Below are 26,075 nucleotides of genomic sequence, written 5' to 3' on the forward strand. Positions count from 1 at the left end.
TGGAATCGGAATCAGCTCTTCACATTATACAATTCTTCTGGAGTACCTTTAATAAATACATTCGGTTCCTGAATACTAATCATTGTCAATGCATGCATTGCCCTTGTACAAGCGGTATAGAATAAGGATTTTTCCGATTCTGAAGGATATTTATCTGCTGATGCATCCGGTATAATGACAGCATCAAATTCAATTCCTTTTGCTAAATAAACCGGCAAAACAAGCACGCCTTTCTCAAATGAATAGGTTTCCTCATTTACTAAATGAACGGATAATTTATCTTGTAATAATTGATAAATTCGCTTGCTTTCCTCTAATGTCTTACAAATCAACGCTACTGTCTCGTGGCCGTTCTCCAATTGTTCCTCCACACTCATAAGCAAACTTGTCACCCAATCCTTGTCAACCTGCACCTTGATAAGCTCTGGCTTACCGCCTTCCCGATTAAACGGTTCAATTTGTTCATCGCCTGGTGCAAAATAAGTTGTGAAGTCAACAATCTGTTTTGTCGAACGATAACTTTTGGTCAATGTTATCCGCTCGTGACTCTCTGTATGTTCAGCTGGTATGAGCGGATTATCTTTTGTTACATGTGTATAAATAGCTTGATTAATATCTCCTAATAGTGTCATCCTTGTATATGGAAAGAGATGCTTAATATAGGCAAATTGAAAGGATGAATAGTCTTGAGCCTCATCTATAATTAATTGCCGGACAGATCGGTCCTCACTCGCACCGAGTAATCTGCCTTTAAAATAGAGATAAGGGGTTGCGTTTTCCCATGTTAAAAATCGTTGTGCTAAATCCGCAGAAATCTGACTGCGAATCTCCTTCCAGCCAACAATATAGGCTTTCGGCTCCCATTCCGTGAACATTCGACTGTAAGTAGCTAAAATGTTGACGAATTCCAGCTGTTTAATGCGCTTTTTGAGCGGCCGGAAAAACCGCTTTACCATATATTTTCGCAATAGTCTTTCCTCATCCTGTACAGTGCTTGACTGGAACTTCTCTTCCGCTTGATGGTATGCCCTCATATAATCCTCTTTATCTAACAATTCGATTTGCTCCATTACCCAATCAGCTTGCATTTCTTTCCGCTCACGTTTTAGTAATTCTTGATGCAGCCATTTCGCTACCATTTCCATCTTATTTGGGATTGTTACCTGTTTATCCAAGCTGTAAAAATATTCCTCCAATTCTTCTTTCGTGATAAGTGTGTCACCACGGAATTTAATCGGTTTGAACTCCATCCCGCCTTGCTGCAGCTCAGTAGTAAACGCATCTATTAACTGCATAAAATCGATTGTCGATAAATATTCCATGCTCTTCATACGTATGGAATAACCTTCACTATCCATTTGTGTCAGCACATATTCCATCTGCTCAAAAGGTGATTCAATTGCAATGGATTCGTTAATGCCTTTTCTTAAGTAATCTAAAAACGTCATTTGTCTGACATTTGTTTCACCTAACTCTGGAAGCACATTGGAAATATAACTGCTGAATAACGGGTTCGGAGAAAATAATACGATATTATCTGCATGTAACTCTTCACGATATCGATACATTAAATATGCGATGCGCTGAAGGGCTGCAGACGTTTTGCCACTCCCTGCCACACCTTGCACGATTAATAGCTTGCTCCGCTCATTTCGAATAATTTTATTTTGTTCTTTTTGAATGGTGGCGACAATATTTTTCATCGTTGTACTCGCATTATTCCCTAACGCTTTCTGCAGGAGCTCATCGCCTATTGTAACCCCTGTATCAAACATCCCTTCAATGGTGCCTTGCTTCATAATAAATTGTCGCTTTAAAGTCATTTCACCATGTATCGTGCTATCCAATGTTTGATAATAAGCTGGTCCCGGAGAAAAATCGTAATACAGACTCGAGATTGGTGCACGCCAATCATAAATCAGAAAATCCTCATCTCCCCGATCCATCAATGAGGCTATCCCGATATAAAGCGACTCTTTCTCTATTCCTGGCTCTTCAATAAAATCAATTCGTCCAAAATAAGGAGCATTCCTGAGTCGTTGTAATGTTTTTATCTCTTCATTTATTTTTCCATGGAATCGTTCCTTTTGGGATAACAACGCAGCTTGCTGCTTAATACTTTCCTGGGTCTCAATAACATCGTCAAGCTCCTCTAGGTTAACCGTAACATCATCCCAGAATGTTTGACGCAGCTCAACAACATCTTGCTTTAATCCAGCAGATTGCACATAGAGCTTTTCTTCTTTATGGTCGATTTCTTCGATTACCATTTCAACCCGACGCTGTTCATATTGGCGATTATCAGTTTCATGACTCATAGCATCCAATCCTCTCTATAATTAATTTCACCTTTTTAATTGACAACAACAAAAAATGTTGATATAATAAAATTGGATAATTATATTTAATAAAAATCCTTGTCGTTAACTTACTTAGTATAGCATGTTTATTGATCTGTGACAATATATTGTTCACTTATTATTACCATGTAAGAATAGCTCGTCATATTAGAAGCTGCGTCATTATTGCAGCTTCTTTTTTGTGTATATAAAAGAAAAAACTTGTAATTCTTACTCTCCCCCCGCAAGGGTCAGCATATTCTTTGTGACTTTGTGCCTTCGTCTAAATCGCGCTTAACATCAATTAAAAAAATCCGATGAGTGACAGACTCCACTTTCATATAGTATGATTAAAGAATCTTTAAGAGGTTGTTCACTCATTTATGAATAGAAGGGATTATTGGAATGGCAATACATGAAGAAGTAAAGAAACGAAAAACATTTGCGATTATTTCGCATCCCGATGCCGGAAAAACAACGATGACAGAAAAGCTGCTCTTATACGGAAATCTTATCCGTTCAGCAGGTACTGTGAAAGGGAAAAAATCTGGAAAATTTGCTACATCAGACTGGATGGAAATCGAAAAACAACGTGGGATATCCGTAACCTCCAGTGTAATGAACTTTTCTTATGAAGGCTACCACGTCAATATCCTCGATACTCCAGGACACGAGGATTTTAGTGAGGATACGTACCGTACATTAACAGCTGTTGATAGTGTTGTGATGATTATCGATTCTACAAAAGGAATCGAGCCTCAAACAATCAAGCTATTTAAAGTTTGCCGTATGAGAGGTATTCCGATATATACGTTTATCAATAAATTGGACCGTGAAGGCAAAGAACCACTTGAGCTATTAGAGGAAATTGAGCAAGTACTTGATATTGAAACATATCCGATGAACTGGCCAGTTGGATCAGGCAAGCAATTCCTCGGCATATTCGACCGCTATGGCAAACAGTTTGTACAGCATCATGCCAACGAAGCAGAAACCTATATTCCTTATGCAGAATTAGATAATGCCGAGCATGAAAAGCTCACAACAGATCAAACCTACTTAGCAGCCAAGGACGAGCTGGAATTAGTCGCTGAAGCAGGTGATCAATTTTCATTTAATGCCATTAATAATGGCGAGCAAACACCAGTCTTTTTCGGCAGTGCCCTTGCACCATTTGGTGTCGAGCTTTTTTTCGATACCTTTATCACAATGGCTCCAACGCCAACACCAAGGAAAACAACAGAAGGGATTGTCGAACCGGAGCACGAAGATTTTTCTGGATTTATTTTTAAAATCCAAGCCAATATGAATCCTGCTCACCGTGATCGAATTGCATTCCTAAGAGTTTGTTCCGGAAAATTCGAACGCGGAATGAGCGTCAAATTATCACGAACGGGTAAAATATTTAAGCTTTCCCAATCCCAGCAAATGGTTGCTTCGTCCAGAGAAACAGTTGATGAAGCATATGCAGGAGATATTATTGGCATTTATGATCCAAACGCTTATCAAATCGGTGACACATTAATTGGTGGCAAGGAAACATTCGAATACGATGAACTACCTGTATTCCCGCCAGAGTTATTTAAAAAAGTAGCTGCAAAAAACGTTATGAAATCGAAGCAATTCAGAAAAGGAATTGAACAGCTCGTACAAGAAGGAGCGATTCAATTATTCCGTGACCGCCTTACTGATTCCTTTATTTTAGGAGCTGTAGGAGAACTGCAATATGATGTGTTTAAATATCGCATGCAAAACGAATATAATGCAGAGGTTCTATTTGAATCAATCGGAGAACGAATTCCCCGCTGGTTAAAAGAAGACCAAGTTGATGAATCATTATTTGATAGTGGAAATTTACTTGTTAAAGATCGTTACGGCAAGCCACTTGTTTTATTCCGAAATGAATTCTCATTAAATTGGTTTAAAGATAAGAATCCCAAAATCGAATTGATTGATTTATTAAGTTAAAAAAGTGTACATCCTCCTGGATGCACACTTTTTCTACCCTTATATTCCCACTTATGAATTATACGGATGAGTCCATAATAAGAAAAATAAATATTAAGGGGTGAGTATGTAAAATGGGTGAAAGCAGACAGTTTCGTGCCGGGCAAAAAGCACCGAACAATGGTGTCTATATTGAGATTGGTGAAACTGGAGGGAATGTCAATGACCCCCAAAAGGTTGAATTAAGTGCTGGGGATACATTTCCAGAAAACACAAATCATAATCGTGTATGGACAAATAAACGTTATCTGACAAGGCCCGGAAAACCAGGGGTCCAGTAAATCCATACGTCCTTCCACTTTTAAGCATTCACCATGCCCCGCAGAGTGAATGCCTATGTAAAACAAAAGCTCTGCAGTCCATCCTCTACTGCAGAGCTTTTGCATGAGATTTATTCATTTGACAATTTAAGTGTATTGAACAATTTAAACAATAAGCTGACCACAATCGCTACTACTGTTGCAAGCCCCATACCTGTTAGTGCGACTTTTCCAATTGTAATTGACGCACCACTAATTCCAATTGCTAACACAACACAGGTAAGAATTAAGTTTTGCGAGTTATTATAATCAACCTGCTGTTCAACTAACATTCGAAGTCCACTTACCGCAATGATGCCGAAAAGAAGCAAGGAAATCCCGCCCATTACTGGCGTTGGAATCGAAGAAATAAGCGCAGCAAGCTTTCCGCAGAATGATAAAATCACCGCAATAATCGCTGCTCCCCCAATAATCCAAGTTGAGTAGACTCTTGTGATCGCAAGCACACCAATATTTTCCCCATATGTTGTATTCGGCGTTGAACCAAACAAACTAGAAATCATTGTCGAAATACCATTACCAAATAAAGAGCGATCTAAGCCAGGATCCTTTGTTAGATCTTTATTAACGATATTCCCTGTTACAACTAAGTGACCGATATGCTCAGGTATAAGTACAAGTGCTGCTGGTAAAATAATTAAGATATCAGACCAATTAAACTCAATTTGATAGTACGTTGGCATTTGAATCCAAGCCGCTTCCTTTACAGCTGTATAATCAACAATTCCGAAAAGCGTCGCAATAATATAACCAGTAATGATTCCAAGTAAAATCGGAATAATTTTTAAAAATCCACGCATTGTCACCCAATATATAATAGTCGCTCCTAGTGTCAGCAGCGAAACCGTTACGGTAACCGTAGTATCTGTTGCACCTTCTGCAGGCATAAGACCAGCCATATCTGCCGCAACTGGTACGAGCTCCAATCCAATTACAGCAACGATCGCCCCCATTGCGGCTGGAGGGAAGATTACATCAATCCAAGAAGTCCCTACATATTTCACTATAATACCTACTAGAACAAGGACTAAGCCTACTACAAAGAATCCTCCTAACGCTGCACCATAGCCTCCCCCAACAGTTAATACAGCTGTTACCGGCGAAATAAAGGCAAAGCTTGAACCTAAATAAGCCGGGATTTTACCTTTTGTAATGAAGATATATAGTAATGTTCCAATCCCATTCATGAGCAGGATTGTTGCTGGGTCGACTCCGAATAAAATAGGAACTAATACGGTTGATCCGAACATTGCAAATAAGTGCTGAAAGCTAAGTGGCAGACTTTGTAATAACGGCAGCCGCTCATTAACTTGTATTTCTCGTTGTTTCATTTCTTTCTCTCCTTGTTCGCCTTCGAAATACAAGGTGTCTAACATAAAAAACACCTTGCTGAAAAACTGGCAAGGTGTTTGATGCAGCACATGGCAGCAGACATAGCCTGTTCCCACCTGTGCATACGTATCCGTCTCATCCTTACCAGCCTCACAGGACTGATTTAAAGGCAATTCATTTTATTGTTAAATCTATTATTGCAAGAAAGGCCGCAATATGTCAAGCTAATTTTTAATCCTCTGTCGCTAAGTCAAATATCTTCTTTTTATCGTACTACACAACCATAATTACTACAATATGGTCTTTTCATACATTAAAAGCTCGTTTTGCTACGATAGATAACTTGCCCCTTCGCAGAAAACTTTTCCTCATATTCCGTCATGATATTTAATGGATCCTCGATTGCATGTAAATCCAAATTCACTTCTTCAAATTTCATACCAAAAGCATTGAAGCTGACAAGCGAGTATTCAAATAACCCCCGGTTATCTGTTTTAAAAATTACCTTTCCCGCTGGATCAAGAATTGCTTTATACTGTTCTAAAAACGTATGATACGTAAGTCTTCTTTTCTCATGACGATTTTTCGGCCATGGATCTGAGAAGTTTAAATAAATCGTTGCAATTTCATTATCAGCGAAAATATCCCGCAAATCAGCAGCATTTTCATTTAATAGCAATAAATTATCCACTTCAGCATCTAAAGCTTTCTGCCCTGCTGTTACGATGATACTCTTTACAATCTCAATACCAATAAAGTTTATTTCTGGATGCTGCATAGCCATCCCTACAATATACTGGCCTTTACCAGTTCCTACTTCAATATGGATCGGATGATCATTGTTAAAAAGCTGTTGCCATTTTCCCTTATGCTCCGACGGATTCGGAATAATGAGCTGGCTGTTTTCCTGTAAAAAATCATCTGCCCATGGTTTATGTCGTTGACGCATTGCTAAAACCCTCGCTTTATTACTTTTTAAATAGAAATATGATTAACAGTTATATGCAAAAAACACTATCCATGATGTAGGTATGTGTAATTTCAGTGTGAAGCAATTTAGCCTGCATAAGTCCTTGCGCTTTTGTGTATAGAAAAAACGAAACAGACTAAACTAACCTGGAGGTGATTACAATGACGCTTTCTGTTAACAATCAATTAACATTATTATATGATATTTTGGATGAACAGCAAGCTGACTGCTGCGCTAGTGTCAGTGAATACGAACAAATTATTCGTTTAGTCGAATCAATGATAAAAAATAACAGTATTACTAATGAACAGCTGTTAAAACTCTTACCGGATATTTATTATTATGGCAGACAAGGTGTTTCCGCACAAAACCTGCCAGATCACATTACAGCACATAAGAAAAATATGGATGATTGGATAAACGCATTAAAACAATCTACTTTAGAATAAACTGTCGAATATGTTCATTTAATTCCTTTAAATCCCGTAACCGTTCCGCCATTTTCTGTGGTTCTTGACGTTCAGTATGCCAGCATAGAAATCGAAGCGCATCTTGTACTAGGTACCAGTACATGCGTTCGAATAGATCACTATTCGGTGTAATTCCATATTTATACAGCCAATCATTCCAGTTCTCTTTTGGGATGTACCATTTAAGCAGCATACCAAAGTCTGTTACAGGGTCTGCAATCATCGCATTATCCCAATCCACTAGAAAAACATCACTTTCCTCAGTAAGAATAAGATTATTATGGTTAATATCGCAATGGCAGACGACAAGGTTTTGATTCCGTGTTTTAGGGAGTAATTGCTCAAGATGCTTCATCGCCTCTTGAACTTCCTGATGCTTCATAAGACCCAAGGATGCTAACAGGCGCTTTACATAGCCAAAGCTCTCATCCGACGTAACAGGCTTTTTCCCCATCCGCATCAGCATATGCAATAACTCAGACGAATGATGGATTTTATACAAAATATCCGCCACTTGCTGGTGCTGCATTTCATATGATTTCAGCGATCTGCCTTCAAGCCATTCCTGTGCCGTAATCACATCGCCATTTTCCAATCGCTTTGTCCAAATCAGCTTGGGAACGATTCCTTCAGCAGATAATACAGCAAGAAATGGAGATGAATTACGTTTCAGAAAAAGCCGTCTGTTATCTTTTTCTGCAACATATGCATCACCAGTAAGTCCGCCTGCCGGTGTTATTGTCCATCCAACACCTAATACTTGTCCAAGCCACTCGATCATAATTCGTTCACATCTTTCAAAATTAGCATTCAATAATACATTTTATAGTGATTTCCATTAAAACACAAATAACTTTTTCTATAAATTTTATTTATTTTTCCCATGCTTCATTTATTCCTGTAATATGTATTGCTTTCTTTTGCTTTGTAATAACAATGGAAGCGCACTCTCCAGTCTGACCATCTGTTTGAAAAGGTGTGGTCGTTTTGGCAGTCAATTTCAAACTGGTAGCTTCCAGTATTTCCACTTCTTTAAAACATGTATGCAAACCAAAGAAAACGATCATAAACAATGCAAGCACCTTCCATTTAGAAATGGAGTGGATAATTAAAAGCGGAAATACATCTGGTTGGATTATAGCACTTGGAATAATTTTCATTCCGCCACCATAATAAGGATGGTTTCCAATTGTCACCATCCAGCAGTCCTTTAGCGTGCGTTGTTCATCGTTAATTTCAAGCTCGACCGACATTGGTTTATAATGAATTAAAACATGAATTAATGCAATTACATAGCTTAGCGTTCCAAGTCCACAGGCATTAAAGAAATTTCGATAGCTTGACTGATTTGCAGCTTGAGCGATAGCAGCATCAAATCCTAAGCCAATGCTGTTAACAAATTTACGCTCTGCACACCCATCTGCTGTATATTTCCCTATCCAATAAGGACGCGCAGTGTCATGCTCGATGATATCATGCAATATTTCTTCCGGACTTCCTTTTATTTTACAGCCCCTGGCAAAATCATTTCCGGACCCAGCAGGTATAAAGGAAACGGGTATTTCTGTCGTTGACAAGCCATTTATAACCTCGTGAATCGTTCCATCGCCGCCAATGACAATAATGGTTTTCCCTTTTGGGGAAGCACTAACTTTACTTGCAATGACCTCTCCATGACCTTTATATTCTGTGAAATAATAGTGACTATCAATTCGTCGGTACACAGCACAGTTCTGAATATCGGAAAATACCTTCAAAGCACGGCCAGAGCCCGCTTTTGGATTAATAATAAATATATACATCTCCTATTCCTCCATATCGACAATCGATATAGAACTCTTATCCTCTTCCCATTCAGGGCGTCTTACAGAGGTTGACTTGCAATGCTTTAACAACGCTTCTACTACTTTCAATTGCGTACTTTTCAAAGGAGTTGTCAGCCTTCGCTTCTCTTGAAACCATTCTTCATAACGCGATTGATCAATCAGCTTCGTTTGGTATGGCTCTGTTGCAAATACAATTGAATTTGTGCGGGAAAGTACCGTTTTTTTAATAGAAAAATCAATAGAATAGGTCTGTAATATGCTGCGAATAAGTCTTTCGGTTCGTTTTAAGGCTATAAGAGGACTTAGGATTTTCGTTTGTTCCCTCTCCTCTTCTACCATCCATGTTCGTTCATTACCAGCCATAATCACTGCCCCTGATTCCTTTTCTAGAAAATGTATAACCTCAATACCAATAGGACTAATTAAGAGTATTTCCGTTTCAACTGGTGCATTTTTTATCTCAAATACAGGAAAATACATTACCAGATATGTATCTGGTAATCGCTGCAGTAAATAGCGTAATAAAGGATCCTGATAATAGCTTCTATCTACAAAAGATGTGTGCGTAACAGTTGAAGTGGCCCACTTCATTTGGAATTGAAACAGTTTATTTAAAAAATAGCGCTTCAATTCTTGTTCCGTTTCAGGTAAATCAGCATAATTATTATTTTCCTGTTTCGGTTCCTCTTCCTGCTCTTGTTCATTTGCTCGTTTGAATTTTGCCTTAAGCTTTGAAAACGCAGACCGCCCATTCAGCGTCTGCTCCACTTTATCATTTGTTTCTATGATTGATTCTTCAGCTTCCGGCTTCTCCCAAATATGATACAGCTTATGCCAATTATCTTTTTTAAGCCTGATATATTGTGCCGGATACCGATAAGCATCCCATTCGTAACGTGAAATATAATCTTGAAGCTTGATTAACTGCGCGATTGCTACCACCTCCTTTTTGCTTACAACTTCATTACCTCAGCTTATATTGTTTTACAACTTCATATTTTGGTGTTTGCTTTGGATGGATGCGGTATAACACGACCTCTTCTACAGTCATAGGCCGTGTTTCATTCCAGGCTTCCTTTAATTTTTCTATCGTATTTCTGTCTAGAGAGCCAGTTCCATTCCATTTCTTTGCAAGTGTAATATGTGGTGTATAAGCTCGGTTCTCTTCTGGAAAACCAACAGTTTTTGTACATGATTCAACGCGTTTTTGGAGCTGCGCCAATGCATTTGTCTTGTTAACTCCTGCCCACAATACACGCGGCTTATTCGGATTTCCAAATATCCCAAGACTACCGACCTTGGTATCGAATGAAGAAACACGTTCAAGCTCATCTAAAGCTTCTGTTAATTGCCTTATTTTATTATCGTCCACTTCGCCTAAAAATTGTAGGGTGACGTGCAAGTCCTTCTGATGTGTCCATTGCTTGTATGTTAATTTAGTTTGCAGTTCAGTTTGCCAGGCAGAGAAATATACTTGTAAATTCTCTGGGAGTTGAATTGCGATGAAATAATGAGCCATCCTTATTCCCTCATTTATCTTTTAATGACTTACAATAAGCTAATTCGCTTTCCGTTAACGCACGATATGATCCAAGCTTTAAGGCTGGATCTAATTGCAGATCTCCCATACGAAGACGTTTGAGATATATAACCCGCTTCCCAACAGCTTCAAACATCCGTTTGACTTGATGAAACTTGCCCTCTGTGATTGTTAGTTCGATTTCAGATATCGTATCACACTGTAAAATAACGAGCTCACCGGGCTTTGCTTGATAACCATCATCAAGCACAACCCCTGTACGAAATGCAGTTATATCATCTACTGTTACCTTCCCATTAATTCGGGCAAAGTAAGTTTTTCCAATGTTTTTCTTTGGTGAAACGAGTTCATGGGCGAGTTCACCATCATTTGTAAGTAAAAGGAGGCCCTCCGTATCCTTATCGAGCCTCCCGACAGGAAACGGCTTGAAATGTTGCACATCGTCTCCTAACAGATCAATTACTGTCTTCTCTCGCTTGTCTGTCGTTGCCGAAATATATCCAGGTGCTTTGTTCATCATCAAATAAATAAACTGCTCGTAACGAATGAATTCTCCATTTACAGCAACTTCATCTTTATTCGGGTCTACTTTTTCTGCACCATCTTTTGAAATGACACCATTAATCGTAACTTGTTTCTTTTTTAATAACGCTTTAACTTCTTTTCTGCTCCCAATACCCATGTTGGATAACAATTTATCGAGTCGCATCTATCCTTATTCTCCTTTTACAGATATCAGTTTATTTCCGTAAAAATCTTCCCACCAACGGGATTCTTCCTCCAAATATATGTTCAAGCAATGTTGATTTATAGGCCAGTACAAAATAAACAAATGCCCCACTGCCAGCCCCAACAGCAAGCATTACAATCGTAGCTGGGCGGGATGTCTCATAAGGAAGAAAAAGCCCCATAACAGCTTTTAAAGCCCAAACAACGATACACATAATAAATGTAAAAATCCCAATCAATATTGTTCGCTTTAAAGTTTGTTTAAATTTAAAGTTAAGTGCAGTCTTTATACGCCATAGATTTAACGTAACTGCAATTCCCGCTGCCAGCGCAGTCCCAAAAATTGCCCCTTTAGCTCCAAACATATGAATCAGCTGACTGTTGAGAAGCACCTTCACTAATAAACCAGCCATTAAGCTTAACACTGCATAATTTTGCTGATCGATACCTTGCAAAATTCCAGCTGTCACCGTAAATAGGGCAAATAATAATGCAACTGGAGCATACCATGCAAGCAATGGACCTGTTACTCCAATATCCTTTAAGCCATATAATCCACCGTAAGCTTCATTAGAAAGAATTGCAATCCCGACAGAGGCAGGTATAACGACTACTAAAATAATCTGCAGTGCTTGGTTAATTTGCTTTGTATACATGACCTCATTTTTCTGCGTATAGGATTCCGTTAAACTTGGCAACATAGCTAACGAAAGCCCAGTAGCTATTGTCATTGGAATAATGACAATCTTATGTCCAGCATTCATGATGGCTGCTGCAGCTGGAATAAATATATTTTCTCTTCCACTCGCTAGCAGTGCTGGTTCAAATGTAAACTGGTCAACGAGCTGATACAACGGAATCGCAAGTCCAACCAAAACGAATGGACCAGCATAACGAAACAGCTCTTTAAATAATTCGCTTGTTGGAATTGCATACGTATACTTTTGCTGTGCAATTTGCTTCTTGATGAAAGGCTTTCTTTTTTTCCAATAAACCGCCAATACTAGACAAGACCCAACCGCACCAATAAATGCTGCAAATGTTGCAAAGCCTACAGCTGTTACAATTGTTCCACCTAAAAGATTAATAATAATATAAGCACCGATTAGGATAAAACCGATTCGAACAATTTGTTCGACAATCTGCGACACAGCTGTTGGTCCCATTGATTGATGTCCCTGAAAGAAACCTCGTATAATACTCATCGAAGGAATAATAACTAAAGCGATACTTACCATACGTGTTACAAACGCAACGTCATCAGCAGTAATAGCTGTATCCTCACCTTTTATTTGAAATCCAGCTATCCAATCTGCACTAAAAAACAGAATTAGAAAAGCAAGCAATCCTGTTCCCAGCATAAGTAAGCTTCCTGCTTTAAACATTCGCATTCCTGTCTCATAATCTCCATGTGAATTATACTTGGAAACAAACTTTGAAACAGCTACCGGTATACCGACTGTTGAAATACTAAGGAAAATACTGTACGGTACATACGCATAGGCGTAAAGCGCAGTCCCGGTTGCTCCAACAAGTGCATAAAAAGGAATGACATAAAGCATTCCAAGAAATTTTGATAAAAACGATGCTCCCGTTAAAAGCATCGTACCTCTGACAACTTTCGACATTATTTCACCCGCATCTTTATTAACATTCCAATTTTGGAACTTCTTTTTAAAAATACCAAACTTCATTTTACCATACTTAAGAAATAGATTCTTCCAATATTATTCGTCTGACATCATCATTTTTTGTCAAATATGAAATTAAAAAACTTTCCTATGTATAATACATGCGGCAAATCCATTCGCCACGAGCTTTTCAATTTTATTTGATCTACTGTAGCGAAAGGCGGTGAATAAATGGTAATATACTTACGAAAGGAATGAATCGAATTGACTTATGATGTAATTGTAATTGGTGGAGGTCCATCTGGACTTATGGCAGCCATTTCAGCAGCCGAGCACGGAGGAAAAACAATGCTTCTCGAGAAAGGAAAAAAGCTCGGAAAAAAGCTTGCCATCTCTGGTGGCGGCAGATGTAATGTCACAAACAGATTGCCGCAAGATGAAGTGATTAAACATATTCCTGGAAATGGAAAATTTTTATATAGTGCTTTTTCAGTTTTTAATAACTATGATATTATCGACTTTTTTGAAAACCTGGGTGTAGCATTGAAAGAAGAAGATCATGGCAGAATGTTCCCTGTTTCTAATTCTGCTCAAAGTGTTGTCAATGCACTGATTGATAAATTAAATGAATTACATGTAACTATAAAGATGCATACAAAAGTTGAAGCTGTTCATTATGACAGCACGAATCATACGGTTATTTTAGAAAACGGTGAAAAAATAATTTCGAAAACAATCGTTATTGCAGCAGGTGGAAAAGCCGTCCCCCATACTGGTTCTACTGGTGATGGATACGCTTGGGCGAAGAAGGCAGGACATACGATTACAGAGCTCTATCCCACGGAAGTTGCACTGACATCAAAAGAGGCTTTTATTCAAAATAAAAGCCTGCAAGGACTTTCCTTACGTGATGTAGCTTTGTCTGTATTAGACAAAAAAGGAAAGCCTATTATTACGCATCAGATGGACATGCTGTTTACACATTTCGGTATATCTGGGCCAGCGGTATTAAGGTGCACCCAATTTGTCGTTAAGGAATTAATGAAGGGAAATAAACAAGTTCCTATCCTTTTGGATGCCTTGCCTGATAAAAACGAGGAAAAGTTGGTGCAAAATCTCTTGGTAACAATGGAAGAGAATCCGAAAAAGTCATTTAAAAATGTGGTCAAAGGAATTGTGCCAGAGCGTTTACTAAACTACATCCTTGCTCAAAACAATGTAACAGACGAGCAAAAATGTGCGAATGTATCCAAAGAAACAGTTCGCTCCATTGTACACACAATTAAAAACTTCCACTTCCATGTGCACGGATCTTTACCGCTTGAGAAAGCATTTGTAACAGGTGGCGGTGTTTCCATTAAAGAAATTGTACCTAATATGATGCAATCGAAATTAATGCACGGTCTTTATTTTTGTGGGGAAATTTTGGATATACACGGCTATACTGGTGGTTACAATATCACATCAGCACTTGTCACAGGCAGGCTTGCTGGAATGAATGCAGCCACTGAAGCATCTTATATGGTATATGATTCCTAACATTTTTTCGCTCATTTCGGTCAACCTAAGATTGTCTGATACTTTAACAGAAAGGGTTGATGATACATGCAAAAGAACGGTGCTTGGTTACCACTTCTTGCTTCCGTCGGCGTTGGAGCAGCTACCTACTATACCATGACCAGAAATAATCAAAATCTTGGTCAAGTTGCTCAAAAGTTCTTACCATTTATGTCTGGCGGAATGGGTGGCAACAGTAATAATGGGAATAATAACAGCGGAAATGGAAGCATGGGTCCCTTTGGAATGAGCTAATCAGATAATGCTTTGCATGACCATAAGTTACTAGCTCTGATTGTCATGGCGTTAGGAAGTATCTTATGTTTCGCTTAATTAAAATTTCGCATACCCTATCCTTTTGGTGTATAATCATTACACTTCACAAAGCAGTAAGAAAGTATTATACTTACTTAACTGCGAACAAAAGCGTGCTATATAGCACGCTTTTGTTACAATAAATATTAAATTATGAATTATCCCTCTTTATATATATTGTGGTCTACACTGCATCAGTTAGTGTATACTTAAAAAATATATATCTATAGGGGGAACAAAAATATGAAACGATTTGGTTTACTCGCACGAATTATTACTGCCATCATTTTAGGTGTTGCCATAGGTTCCTTCAGTAATGATTGGTTTATAAGATTTTTCGCAACGTTTAATGGAATATTTGGTAACTTTCTAACCTTCATTATCCCACTTATTATTCTCGGGTTTATCACCCCAGGAATTGGTGAAATGGGTCGCGGAGCAGGTAAACTATTAAGTGTTACTGCCGCACTTGCATATACCTCAACAATTATTGCCGGAATCATTGCTTTCTTTACCGCTAAGAGTCTTTACCCTACTCTGTTAAATGGTCAGTCTCTTCAGGCATTTACAGATCCTACTGCTGGATTAAGTGAAGCATTTTTCTCCATTGACATGACTCCGCCCATGGAGGTAATAACAGCATTATTGCTTTCATTTGTTATTGGTATTGGGATAGCCGCCATTAGGAGTAATACATTATTAAATATCGCAATAGATTTTCGCCAAATTGTTGAGCTCGTAATCGAAAAGGTAATTATTCCATTACTTCCTTTCCATATCTTTGGTATTTTTGCCAATATGACCCATGCAGGTCAAGTTGCAACCATTTTAAGCGTTTTTGCCAAAGTATTTATTATGATTATCGTACTTCATATTCTGTACTTAGTTGTTCAATATGCTGTTGCTGGATCAGTTAGCAAACAAAATCCATTCATGATGCTAAGAAAAATGGCTCCTGCCTATTTCACTGCATTAGGAACACAATCATCAGCAGCAACAATTCCAATAACATTAAAACACACAAAAAATATAAAAGCGCGTGAAAACACTGCAGATTTTACTGTACCTTTATTAGCAAATATTCATCTATCTGGTAGTACAATTACACTGTTAAGCTGTTCACTTGCTGTTTTATTTTTACAAGGTGAAACTATCACATTCGGCTCAATTTTACCATTCCTGCTAATGCTAGGTGTTACAATGGTAGCCGCACCAGGAGTTCCCGGAGGGGCTGTTATGGCAGCAATTGGGTTATTAAAAGAAATGCTGCATTTTGACCCTACAATGTTATCTTTAATGATTGCACTATACTTAGCACAAGATAGCTTTGGAACTGCATGTAATGTAACAGGGGACGGAGCAATAACTGTCATCACGGATTCAATAAGCGATAAATTCAATATTACGGATACGGATAAAACAAAAGCTTAAGCCCAAAAGGGATGCAGCCCATTAAATATGAGCTGCATCCCTTTTCTACTAATCATACTCAATGCATAACAAAAACATACGTGCTCGGCTAGTGACATGTGAATTAATTCCCTTTCGACAAGGAAATTAATTCTCGCCACTGTCACGGTATTCATGGTTGTGATTCTAATTTATCCACGTCATTCAAATCTTACTCAGAGCAAAAAAAAGAAGTTATGAAAGATTTCATAACTTCTTTTTCATCTGCCTGGCGGCGTCCTACTCTTGCAGGGGCAAAGCCCCAACTACCATCGGCGCTGAAGAGCTTAACTTCTGTGTTCGGTATGGGAACAGGTGTGGCCTCCTCGCTATTGCTACCAGACAATCCTAAAAAATAAGGACAAGTTTTATTATATGCATTTCGAAATAGAAATGCAAGGTCTTTTTTAATTTATACCTTAAAAACTAAATAAGAGTAAACCAGACATCAAATAAAGAAGTTAGTTAAGTCCTCGATCGATTAGTATCCGTAAGCTCCACGTGTCACCACGCTTCCACACCGAACCTATCAACCTCATCGTCTCTGAGGGATCTTACTCACTCGAAGTGATGGGAAGTCTCATCTTGAGGGGGGCTTCATGCTTAGATGCTTTCAGCACTTATCCTTTCCACACGTAGCTACCCAGCAATGCTCCTGGCGGAACAACTGGTACACCAGCGGTGTGTCCATCCCGGTCCTCTCGTACTAAGGACAGCTCCTCTCAAACTTCCAACGCCCACGACGGATAGGGACCGAACTGTCTCACGACGTTCTGAACCCAGCTCGCGTACCGCTTTAATGGGCGAACAGCCCAACCCTTGGGACCGACTACAGCCCCAGGATGCGATGAGCCGACATCGAGGTGCCAAACCTCCCCGTCGATGTGAACTCTTGGGGGAGATAAGCCTGTTATCCCCGGGGTAGCTTTTATCCGTTGAGCGATGGCCCTTCCATGCGGAACCACCGGATCACTAAGCCCGACTTTCGTCCCTGCTCGACTTGTAGGTCTCGCAGTCAAGCTCCCTTCTGCCTTTACACTCTTCGAATGATTTCCAACCATTCTGAGGGAACCTTTGGGCGCCTCCGTTACCTTTTGGGAGGCGACCGCCCCAGTCAAACTGCCCGCCTGACACTGTCTCCGAACCGGATCACGGTCCTGGGTTAGAATGTCCATACAGCCAGGGTGGTATCCCACGGATGCCTCACCGTAAGCTAGCGCTCACGAGTCCAAGGCTCCCACCTATCCTGTACAAGCTGCACAGACATTCAATATCAGGCTACAGTAAAGCTCCACGGGGTCTTTCCGTCCTGTCGCGGGTAATGCGCATCTTCACGCATAGTATAATTTCACCGGGTCTCTCGTTGAGACAGTGCCCAAGTCGTTGCACCTTTCGTGCGGGTCGGAACTTACCCGACAAGGAATTTCGCTACCTTAGGACCGTTATAGTTACGGCCGCCGTTTACTGGGGCTTCGGTTCAAAGCTTCGGGCTAAAAGCCCTAACCCTTCCCCTTAACCTTCCAGCACCGGGCAGGTGTCAGCCCCTATACTTCGCCTTTCGGCTTCGCAGAGACCTGTGTTTTTGCTAAACAGTCGCTTGGGCCTATTCACTGCGGCTCCTCCATAAAGGAGCACCCCTTCTCCCGAAGTTACGGGGTCATTTTGCCGAGTTCCTTAACGAGAGTTCTCCCGCTCACCTTAGGATTCTCTCCTCGCCTACCTGTGTCGGTTTGCGGTACGGGCACCTATGATCTAACTAGAGGCTTTTCTTGGCAGTGTGAAATCAGGAACTTCGGTACTAGAGTTTCCCTCCCCATCACAGCTTGAAATTGCCAGACGGATTTGCCTATCTGACTTTCTCACTGCTTGGGCGCACCTATCCATCAGTGCGCATTCCTTATCCTTCTGCGTCCCCCCATCGCTCAAACAATCATGAGGTGGTACAGGAATATCTACCTGTTGTCCATCGCCTACGCCTTTCGGCCTCGGCTTAGGTCCCGACTAACCCTGAGAGGACGAGCCTTCCTCAGGAAACCTTAGGCATTCGGTGAAAGAGATTCTCACTCTTTTTTCGCTACTCATACCGGCATTCTCACTTCTAAGCGCTCCACCAGTCCTCACGGTCTGACTTCACAGCACTTAGAACGCTCTCCTACCATTGTTCGTAAGAACAATCCGCAGCTTCGGTGATACGTTTAGCCCCGGTACATTTTCGGCGCAGAGTCACTCGACCAGTGAGCTATTACGCACTCTTTAAATGATGGCTGCTTCTAAGCCAACATCCTGGTTGTCTGGGCAACTCCACATCCTTTTCCACTTAACGTATACTTTGGGACCTTAGCTGGCGGTCTGGGCTGTTTCCCTTTCGACTATGAACCTTATCACCCATAGTCTGACTCCCAAGTAAAAGTAACTGGCATTCGGAGTTTGACTGAATTCGGTAACCCGGTGAGGGCCCCTAGTCCAATCAGTGCTCTACCTCCAGTACTCTATTTCTTGAGGCTAGCCCTAAAGCTATTTCGGAGAGAACCAGCTATCTCCGTGTTCGATTGGCATTTCACCCCTACCCACACCTCATCCCCGCATTTTTCAACATACGTGGGTTCGGGCCTCCAGTCAGTGTTACCTGACCTTCACCCTGGACATGGGTAGATCACACGGTTTCGGGTCTACGACCGCATACTCATTCGCCCTATTCAGACTCGCTTTCGCTGCGGCTCCGTGTCTTCCACTTAACCTTGCATACGATCGTAACTCGCCGGTCCATTCTACAAAAGGTACGCCGTTACCCATTAACGGGCTTCGACTACTTGTAGGCACACGGTTTCAGGTTCTATTTCACTCCCCTCCCGGGGTGCTTTTCACCTTTCCCTCACGGTACTGGTTCACTATCGGTCACTAGGGAGTATTTAGCCTTGGGAGATGGTCCTCCCGGATTCCGACGGAATTTCACGTGTTCCGCCGTACTCAGGATACACTCCGGAGAGAATTCTTTTTCAATTACAGGGCTCTTACCTTCTTTGGCTGACCGTTCCAGGTCGATTCGTTTAAAGAATTCCTTGGTAACTCCAATGGAATGTCCTACAACCCCAGAAAGCAAGCTTTCTGGTTTGGGCTCTTTCCGTTTCGCTCGCCGCTACTCAGGAAATCGATTTTTCTTTCTCTTCCTCCGGGTACTGAGATGTTTCAGTTCCCCGGGTCTACCTCATGCACCCTATGTATTCAGATGCATGTACTGTTCCATTACGAACAGTGGGTTCCCCCATTCGGAAATCCCCGGATCAAAGTTTACTTACAACTCCCCGAGGCATATCGGTGTTAGTCCCGTCCTTCATCGGCTCCTAGTGCCAAGGCATCCACCGTGCGCCCTTATTCACTTAACTAAGTTACAGTAAATAAGCGTACTAATTATTAGCCTTGCTTTATATTAAAAATATTGATGTCGTTGTTACTCTTATTTAGTTTTCAAGGTACAAATAGAGAGATTTGCTCTCTCAAAACTGAACCAAACAACACAGTATGTCGGGCCTACAGGATGTAGGTCATGCCGATGTTGCCACAGGACGTGGCGATCTTAATCGGCCTTCCTTAACCCGTAGGGTTCCGTAATAATCCTTAGAAAGGAGGTGATCCAGCCGCACCTTCCGATACGGCTACCTTGTTACGACTTCACCCCAATCATTAGTCCCACCTTCGGCGGCTGGCTCCAAAAGGTTACCTCACCGACTTCGGGTGTTACCAACTCTCGTGGTGTGACGGGCGGTGTGTACAAGGCCCGGGAACGTATTCACCGCGGCATGCTGATCCGCGATTACTAGCGATTCCGGCTTCATGTAGGCGAGTTGCAGCCTACAATCCGAACTGAGAATGGTTTTATGGGATTGGCTTGACCTCGCGGGTTCGCTTCCCTTTGTTCCATCCATTGTAGCACGTGTGTAGCCCAGGTCATAAGGGGCATGATGATTTGACGTCATCCCCACCTTCCTCCGGTTTGTCACCGGCAGTCACCTTAGAGTGCCCAACTAAATGCTGGCAACTAAGATCAAGGGTTGCGCTCGTTGCGGGACTTAACCCAACATCTCACGACACGAGCTGACGACAACCATGCACCACCTGTCACTCTGTCCCCGAAGGGAAAGCTCTATCTCTAGAGTTGTCAGAGGATGTCAAGACCTGGTAAGGTTCTTCGCGTTGCTTCGAATTAAACCACATGCTCCACCGCTTGTGCGGGCCCCCGTCAATTCTTTTGAGTTTCAGCCTTGCGGCCGTACTCCCCAGGCGGAGTGCTTAATGCGTTAACTTCAGCACTAAGGGGCGGAAACCCCCTAACACCTAGCACTCATCGTTTACGGCGTGGACTACCAGGGTATCTAATCCTGTTCGCTACCCACGCTTTCGCTCCTCAGCGTCAGTTACAGACCAGAGAGTCGCCTTCGCCACTGGTGTTCCTCCACATCTCTACGCATTTCACCGCTACACGTGGAATTCCACTCTCCTCTTCTGTACTCAAGTCCTCCAGTTTCCAATGACCCTCCACGGTTAAGCCGTGGGCTTTCACATCAGACTTAAAAGACCGCCTGCGAGCGCTTTACGCCCAATAATTCCGGACAACGCTTGCCACCTACGTATTACCGCGGCTGCTGGCACGTAGTTAGCCGTGGCTTTCTGGTTAGGTACCGTCAAGGCTGGGTCAGTTACTACCCAACTTGTTCTTCCCTAACAACAGAGTTTTACGATCCGAAAACCTTCATCACTCACGCGGCGTTGCTCCGTCAGACTTTCGTCCATTGCGGAAGATTCCCTACTGCTGCCTCCCGTAGGAGTCTGGGCCGTGTCTCAGTCCCAGTGTGGCCGATCACCCTCTCAGGTCGGCTACGCATCGTCGCCTTGGTGAGCCGTTACCCCACCAACTAGCTAATGCGCCGCGGGCCCATCTGTAAGTGACAGCCGAAACCGTCTTTTATCTTCTCACCATGAGATGAAAAGTATTATCCGGTATTAGCTCACGTTTCCGCGAGTTATCCCGATCTTACAGGCAGGTTGCCCACGTGTTACTCACCCGTCCGCCGCTCATTCCACAAACATCACCTCAGATGAGGGTCAGTTTGCTTCCTGCGCTCGACTTGCATGTATTAGGCACGCCGCCAGCGTTCGTCCTGAGCCAAGATCAAACTCTCCAAAAAAGTTTGTAATACTTAGCTGTTGCAGAAGCTGACTTCTACTTGTTTTAAAAAGAAAAACGAGTTTCCTTTTTCTTGACATACTGGTTGTTTTGTTCAGTTTTCAAAGAGCAAATACTGTCGGCTTAAATTACAACCAACTTTTCATACTAGTAATTAACAATAATTCCGAAAAACAAATCAATTTCGACATCTTTTACTAGTGGAAATACATTATATCATCATTCACAAATGCTTGTCAACATTTATTTTAGTCTGCCGAAATAACTTGTAAGCCGCAAAACTTACTTATTCTGTTTTCCTCTCGGACAGCAAAATTTATATTACACCTCAATAGCTTAAAATGCAATACCTAAATAAAAAGAAGTTATTTTCAGTAAATCTGAAAATAACTTCTTCTCTATCAACCGACGATTACTTCACCATCCCAATCCAACATGCCGCCTTTCATATTGGAGACTTTAAAACCTTGTTCATCCATATACTTTGATGCATTCATACTTCTTGCTCCTGATCTGCATACAAGAATATACGATTTGTCTTTATCTAATTCCGCCACTGCTTCGGGTATCTCACCTAAAGGAATATGCTTTGCTTTTTCGATGATACCTTGAGCAACTTCTTCATCTTCTCTTACGTCAATGATTATAATATTTTCATCATCTATCATTTTTTCAACTTCTTGAGGTGTTACTTCATTTATTTCTGACATATGGTCATCCCCTTCATTGTATTCAATACCAATTTTACGTATTTCACGCATAGGATGCAAACAGGATGTGCAACCTACAAACAATAGCTATTATGAGACCTCTATAGAACAGCAACAAACCGAATCTGTCCTATCAAATACGGATTGGTCATCTGCGAAAAACATAGCGTGTTTCCCTAATTGCGCATTTCATCGCAGTTCATTACAAACACGTTTATAAAAGAAACAAGATGAACTTAAAAATCGAAGTATGTAATTTTAATTTGTTTTTCTCAGCTTACTGCAAATAAGAAATAACTCATTTTATTCGTAAAACTTGGTTTACATTCAACTCACTTACATAATTGTACGCACTTTGCTATATAAAACAAAGGAAGTGATGAAAGATGAAATATTTTTTACTGTTATTATTTGCTTTTCCGATAAATGCATTTGCTGCAGAAACAGCTCCAGAAGAAGGCATATTAATTGAAACCTATCAGGTTGATGTAACGGGGGATGGAGAGAATGATACAATCGAATTAAAGGGAAAGCTTTTTGCTCCTGATGCACAATATTATCAGGATATCTGGGCAGAGGTTCGTGCTTCTGATGGAAAAGAGTGGAAAATCAGTTACGGCGGTGGATATGAGCCGAAGCTTCAATTCATTGACCTAAATCATGACGGGATAAAGGATATTTTTTATCAAAGTCCGACTGGTGGTAGTGGGGGCTTATATACTTCTATCTGGCACACATTAGCAAATCAGAAGTTAACAGAAATTCCATTACCTGAACAACGCTATGTCAGCGGGAAATTTGAAGAGAACTTTCAAGTAATTATTGAAATCGTCCCAAATGGCAAGCCAATTGTGATGGATGTTAAAGACCGTGCTAAAGATTATATACGTCTTGGAATTTATGATGAAGAAGGCAATCTTTTAAAGCCGACTTCATTAATGATTGATCCAATTGCTTTTTATGAACCAATATCAATTAGCGAAAGCAAGGGGTATGGTTTGAAGAGCTATCAGCAAATCAGTGGTGCGTACCATGCAGATCGGCTTGGTACAATTGAAACACTGTGGTATTACGAAAATGGCGAGTGGATTATTTTACAAACGAATTGGGTTGAATCGAGTTAAACACGATTCAATTATCAAATTAAAAGGATCTCCTTCTAATCGATGGAGACCCTTTTTTAAATTCTATTAATTCGCTACAACGTTTACTAATTTCCCTGGAACGACAATTACTTTCCGGATTGTTTTTCCTTCAATCCATTTTTGCAATGCTTCATCTGCTAACGCCGCTTTTTCCAGGTCTTCTTTCGAAATGTCTTTCGGCACACTAAGTTTCGAACGAACTTTCCCCATCACTTGAAGAACAACTTCTACTTCATCTTCCACCAATTTTGATGCATCAAAGGACGGCCATTCTTCGTAAGTAATAGTCTCTGTGTGGCCAAGTTTTTCCCAAAGTTCTTCAGCAATATGCGGTGCAACTGGAGAAAGCATCTTCACAAATCCTTCCACATACGCTTTTGGAATTAGATCTGCTTTATAGCCTTCATTAATAAATACCATCATTTGTGATATTCCTGTATTGAAATGAAGATTTTCAAAGTCCTCCGTTACCTTTTTCACCGTTTCATGGTACACCTTATCTAAATCCTTATTGTCTGCGTCAACAATTTTTTCAGACAATGTATTATCCTCGTTCATGAATAATCTCCATGTACGATCAAGGAATCTTCTTGAACCATCTAATCCATTTGTTGACCATGCGACAGATGCATCCAATGGTCCCATGAACATTTCATAAAGACGCAATGTGTCCGCACCATGAGATACAACAATATCGTCCGGATTTACAACATTTCCTTTGGATTTACTCATTTTCTCGTTGCCCTCACCAAGAATCATTCCCTGATTAAATAGCTTTTGGAATGGCTCTTTTGTTGAAACAACTCCGATATCAAATAAGAATTTATGCCAGAAGCGTGCATACAGTAAATGTAATACGGCATGCTCTGCTCCACCGATATAAATATCAATTGGCAGCCATTCTTCTAATGCAGCTGGATCTGCTAACTGTTCTGTGTTGTTTGGATCAATGTAACGCAGGAAATACCAGCAGCTGCCTGCCCATTGTGGCATTGTATTAGTTTCTCGACGCCCTTTCATCCCAGTTTTCGGGTCAACAATATTTACCCAGTCACTGTTATTAGCAAGCGGAGACTCTCCCGTACCTGATGGCTTTATTTCTGACATTACCGGTAATTCCAATGGAAGCTCCTCTTCTGGAACAGTTGTCATCTTTCCATTTTCCCAATGGATAATCGGAATCGGTTCCCCCCAATAGCGTTGTCTTGCAAATAACCAATCACGCAGACGGTATGTTACTTTTTTCTCACCATGTCCATTAGCAACAAGCCATTCAATCATTTTTGAAATTGCTTCGTCTTTTCCAAGACCATCTAAGAGGCCTGAATTGATATGCTCCCCGTCACCAGTAAATGCCTCTTTTGAAATATCTCCGCCTGAAACAACTTCCACAATTGGCAAATCAAATTTTGTTGCGAATTCATAGTCGCGCTCATCATGTGCTGGAACAGCCATGATTGCACCTGTTCCATAAGACATCAATACATAATCCGCAATCCAGATTGGCATTTTTTCATTATTCACTGGATTAATCGCATATGCACCAGTAAACACACCAGTTTTATCTTTTGCTAAATCGGTACGCTCCAAATCTGATTTCATTTGGACTTCGTTTAAATAAGCATCTACAGCAGCTTTTTGTTCTGCAGTTGTAATTTTTTCAATAAATGGATGTTCTGGAGCAAGTACTGCATAAGTTGCACCAAATAATGTATCTGGACGTGTCGTAAACACAGTAAATTTTTCACTATAACCGTCAATTGCAAAGGTTACTTCCGCACCTTCCGAACGACCAATCCAGTTACGTTGCATTTCCTTTAAGCTATCAGGCCAATCTAAATCGTCTAGATCTTCCAGCAGGCGGTCGGCATATGCAGTAATTTTAAGCATCCACTGCTTCATAGGTTTGCGAATAACCGGATGCCCCCCACGTTCACTCTTTCCATCGATTACTTCTTCGTTTGCCAAAACTGTACCTAATGCCGGGCACCAGTTCACTGCAACTTCATCAATATAGGCAAGCCCTTTATCATAAAGCTTCGTGAAAATCCATTGCGTCCATTTATAATAATTCGGATCAGTTGTATCGATTTCGCGATCCCAATCATAGGAAAAACCAAGTTCTTGAATTTGACGTTTGAATGTCGCAATATTTTGTGCTGTAAATTCAGCTGGGCTGTTCCCTGTATCAATTGCATATTGTTCTGCTGGCAGCCCAAATGCGTCCCATCCCATCGGGTGCATTACTTCATAACCTTGCATTCGTTTCATTCTGGACAAAATATCCGTCGCCGTGTAACCCTCTGGATGCCCTACATGCAGTCCAGCACCTGAAGGATATGGAAACATATCCAATGCATAGAACTTCTCTTTATTAGAAAAGGTCTCAGTTTTAAACGTTTTATTTTCAAGCCAGTACTTTTGCCATTTTTTCTCAATTTGCTGATGGTTAAAGCTCATCTAATATTCCTTCCTTTCACAGTAAAACTCTTGTATTTTGCCATAAAAAAAGCCACTCATCCCTGCAAAAGGGACGAGAAGCTATATCTCCCG

The 26,075-nt window shown here is 40.8% G+C and carries 18 protein-coding genes, 3 rRNA genes and 1 other annotated feature (1 of these 22 running past the window's edge); of the genes, 7 read left to right on the forward strand and 14 right to left on the reverse strand.

All coding sequences use genetic code 11. The features are described from left to right. Positions 1 to 11 precede the first annotated feature (11 nt). Entirely contained in the window at positions 12 to 2,318 is a 2,307-nt protein-coding gene (gene helD, locus NSQ77_RS02045; RefSeq protein WP_339228558.1) for an RNA polymerase recycling motor HelD, read from the reverse strand. 426 nt (positions 2,319 to 2,744) lie between these two features. On the opposite strand from helD, the gene NSQ77_RS02050 reads away from it, so the two are divergent. After that, the gene (locus NSQ77_RS02050; protein ID WP_339228559.1) at positions 2,745 to 4,307 is read left to right on the forward strand and encodes a peptide chain release factor 3; all 1,563 of its coding nucleotides are present in this window, start codon (positions 2,745 to 2,747) and stop codon (positions 4,305 to 4,307) included. 113 nt (positions 4,308 to 4,420) lie between these two features. After that, a complete protein-coding gene (locus tag NSQ77_RS02055) occupies positions 4,421 to 4,627 on the forward strand; it encodes a YjzC family protein (protein ID WP_339228560.1) in 207 nt (68 codons plus the stop codon). A gap of 110 nt (positions 4,628 to 4,737) precedes the next feature. Here the strand turns inward: NSQ77_RS02055 and uraA are convergent, their stop codons facing one another. Together uraA and trmB are read right to left on the reverse strand one after the other, a co-directional pair. Further along, complete coding sequence (uraA, locus tag NSQ77_RS02060) at positions 4,738 to 5,997, reverse strand: uracil permease (RefSeq protein WP_339228561.1); 1,260 nt, start codon at positions 5,995 to 5,997, stop codon at positions 4,738 to 4,740. 314 nt (positions 5,998 to 6,311) lie between these two features. Beyond that, complete coding sequence (trmB, locus tag NSQ77_RS02065; protein WP_339228562.1) at positions 6,312 to 6,947, reverse strand: tRNA (guanosine(46)-N7)-methyltransferase TrmB; 636 nt, start codon at positions 6,945 to 6,947, stop codon at positions 6,312 to 6,314. A gap of 182 nt (positions 6,948 to 7,129) precedes the next feature. Here trmB and NSQ77_RS02070 point away from each other — a divergent pair, with 182 nt between their 5' ends. Further along, positions 7,130 to 7,417: a YtzH-like family protein gene (locus tag NSQ77_RS02070; RefSeq protein ID WP_339228563.1), complete on the forward strand. Its 288-nt coding sequence runs from the start codon at positions 7,130 to 7,132 to the stop codon at positions 7,415 to 7,417. Here the strand turns inward: NSQ77_RS02070 and NSQ77_RS02075 are convergent. The 6 genes from NSQ77_RS02075 to NSQ77_RS02100 form a co-directional block, all read right to left on the reverse strand. Further along, positions 7,404 to 8,219: a phosphotransferase family protein gene (locus NSQ77_RS02075; protein ID WP_339228564.1), complete on the reverse strand. Its 816-nt coding sequence runs from the start codon at positions 8,217 to 8,219 to the stop codon at positions 7,404 to 7,406. The genes NSQ77_RS02070 and NSQ77_RS02075 overlap by 14 nt on opposite strands. Positions 8,220 to 8,310: 91 nt before the next feature. Further along, positions 8,311 to 9,240, reverse strand: coding sequence for a diacylglycerol kinase family protein (locus tag NSQ77_RS02080; RefSeq protein ID WP_339228565.1), 930 nt, complete (start codon positions 9,238 to 9,240; stop codon positions 8,311 to 8,313). Positions 9,241 to 9,243: 3 nt separating this feature from the next. After that, positions 9,244 to 10,206, reverse strand: coding sequence for an NERD domain-containing protein (locus NSQ77_RS02085; RefSeq protein WP_339228566.1), 963 nt, complete (start codon positions 10,204 to 10,206; stop codon positions 9,244 to 9,246). A 22-nt stretch (positions 10,207 to 10,228) separates the two neighbouring features. After that, on the reverse strand, positions 10,229 to 10,783 hold the full coding sequence (thpR, locus tag NSQ77_RS02090; protein WP_339228567.1) for an RNA 2',3'-cyclic phosphodiesterase: 555 nt from the start codon (positions 10,781 to 10,783) through the stop codon (positions 10,229 to 10,231). Positions 10,784 to 10,793: 10 nt separating this feature from the next. Then, positions 10,794 to 11,513, reverse strand: a complete 720-nt coding sequence (locus tag NSQ77_RS02095) for a pseudouridine synthase (protein WP_339228568.1) — start codon at positions 11,511 to 11,513, stop codon at positions 10,794 to 10,796. 31 nt (positions 11,514 to 11,544) lie between these two features. After that, positions 11,545 to 13,161, reverse strand: a complete 1,617-nt coding sequence (locus tag NSQ77_RS02100) for a polysaccharide biosynthesis protein (protein WP_339228570.1) — start codon at positions 13,159 to 13,161, stop codon at positions 11,545 to 11,547. 267 nt (positions 13,162 to 13,428) lie between these two features. Between NSQ77_RS02100 and NSQ77_RS02105 the strand changes: the two genes are divergently transcribed. From NSQ77_RS02105 to NSQ77_RS02115, 3 genes are all read left to right on the forward strand, one after another. Then, a complete protein-coding gene (locus tag NSQ77_RS02105) occupies positions 13,429 to 14,703 on the forward strand; it encodes an NAD(P)/FAD-dependent oxidoreductase (protein ID WP_339228571.1) in 1,275 nt (424 codons plus the stop codon). Between the two features lie 66 nt (positions 14,704 to 14,769). After that, the gene (locus tag NSQ77_RS02110; RefSeq protein ID WP_339228572.1) at positions 14,770 to 14,976 is read left to right on the forward strand and encodes a hypothetical protein; all 207 of its coding nucleotides are present in this window, start codon (positions 14,770 to 14,772) and stop codon (positions 14,974 to 14,976) included. Positions 14,977 to 15,279: 303 nt separating this feature from the next. Continuing rightward, positions 15,280 to 16,467 carry a dicarboxylate/amino acid:cation symporter gene (locus NSQ77_RS02115; RefSeq protein WP_339228573.1) on the forward strand — a complete coding sequence of 396 codons (1,188 nt, stop codon included), beginning with the start codon at positions 15,280 to 15,282 and terminating at the stop codon, positions 16,465 to 16,467. Positions 16,468 to 16,712: 245 nt separating this feature from the next. Here the strand turns inward: NSQ77_RS02115 and rrf are convergent. The 4 genes from rrf to NSQ77_RS02135 all read right to left on the reverse strand — a co-directional run bounded on the left by rrf (position 16,713) and on the right by NSQ77_RS02135 (position 22,377). Continuing rightward, positions 16,713 to 16,828: ribosomal RNA gene (rrf, locus tag NSQ77_RS02120) — 5S ribosomal RNA — on the reverse strand. Between the two features lie 118 nt (positions 16,829 to 16,946). Beyond that, a 23S ribosomal RNA gene (locus NSQ77_RS02125) occupies positions 16,947 to 19,868 on the reverse strand. A 236-nt stretch (positions 19,869 to 20,104) separates the two neighbouring features. Beyond that, positions 20,105 to 21,668, reverse strand: a 16S ribosomal RNA gene (locus NSQ77_RS02130). Together the 16S, 23S and 5S rRNA genes form the textbook arrangement of a ribosomal RNA operon. Before the next feature lie 400 nt (positions 21,669 to 22,068). Continuing rightward, complete coding sequence (locus NSQ77_RS02135) at positions 22,069 to 22,377, reverse strand: rhodanese-like domain-containing protein (protein ID WP_339228574.1); 309 nt, start codon at positions 22,375 to 22,377, stop codon at positions 22,069 to 22,071. A gap of 386 nt (positions 22,378 to 22,763) precedes the next feature. Between NSQ77_RS02135 and NSQ77_RS02140 the strand changes: the two genes are divergently transcribed. After that, entirely contained in the window at positions 22,764 to 23,501 is a 738-nt protein-coding gene (locus tag NSQ77_RS02140; RefSeq protein ID WP_339228575.1) for a hypothetical protein, read from the forward strand. A 66-nt stretch (positions 23,502 to 23,567) separates the two neighbouring features. On the opposite strand, the gene leuS is transcribed toward NSQ77_RS02140, so the two are convergent. Further along, positions 23,568 to 25,982, reverse strand: coding sequence for a leucine--tRNA ligase (leuS, locus tag NSQ77_RS02145; protein WP_339228576.1), 2,415 nt, complete (start codon positions 25,980 to 25,982; stop codon positions 23,568 to 23,570). A gap of 66 nt (positions 25,983 to 26,048) precedes the next feature. Further along, positions 26,049 to 26,075, reverse strand: a binding site (T-box leader) (it continues 193 nt past the right edge of the window).

Origin of the sequence: Oceanobacillus sp. FSL K6-2867 (assembly GCF_037963145.1) — a bacterium.
GTDB lineage: Bacteria > Bacillota > Bacilli > Bacillales > Amphibacillaceae > Oceanobacillus.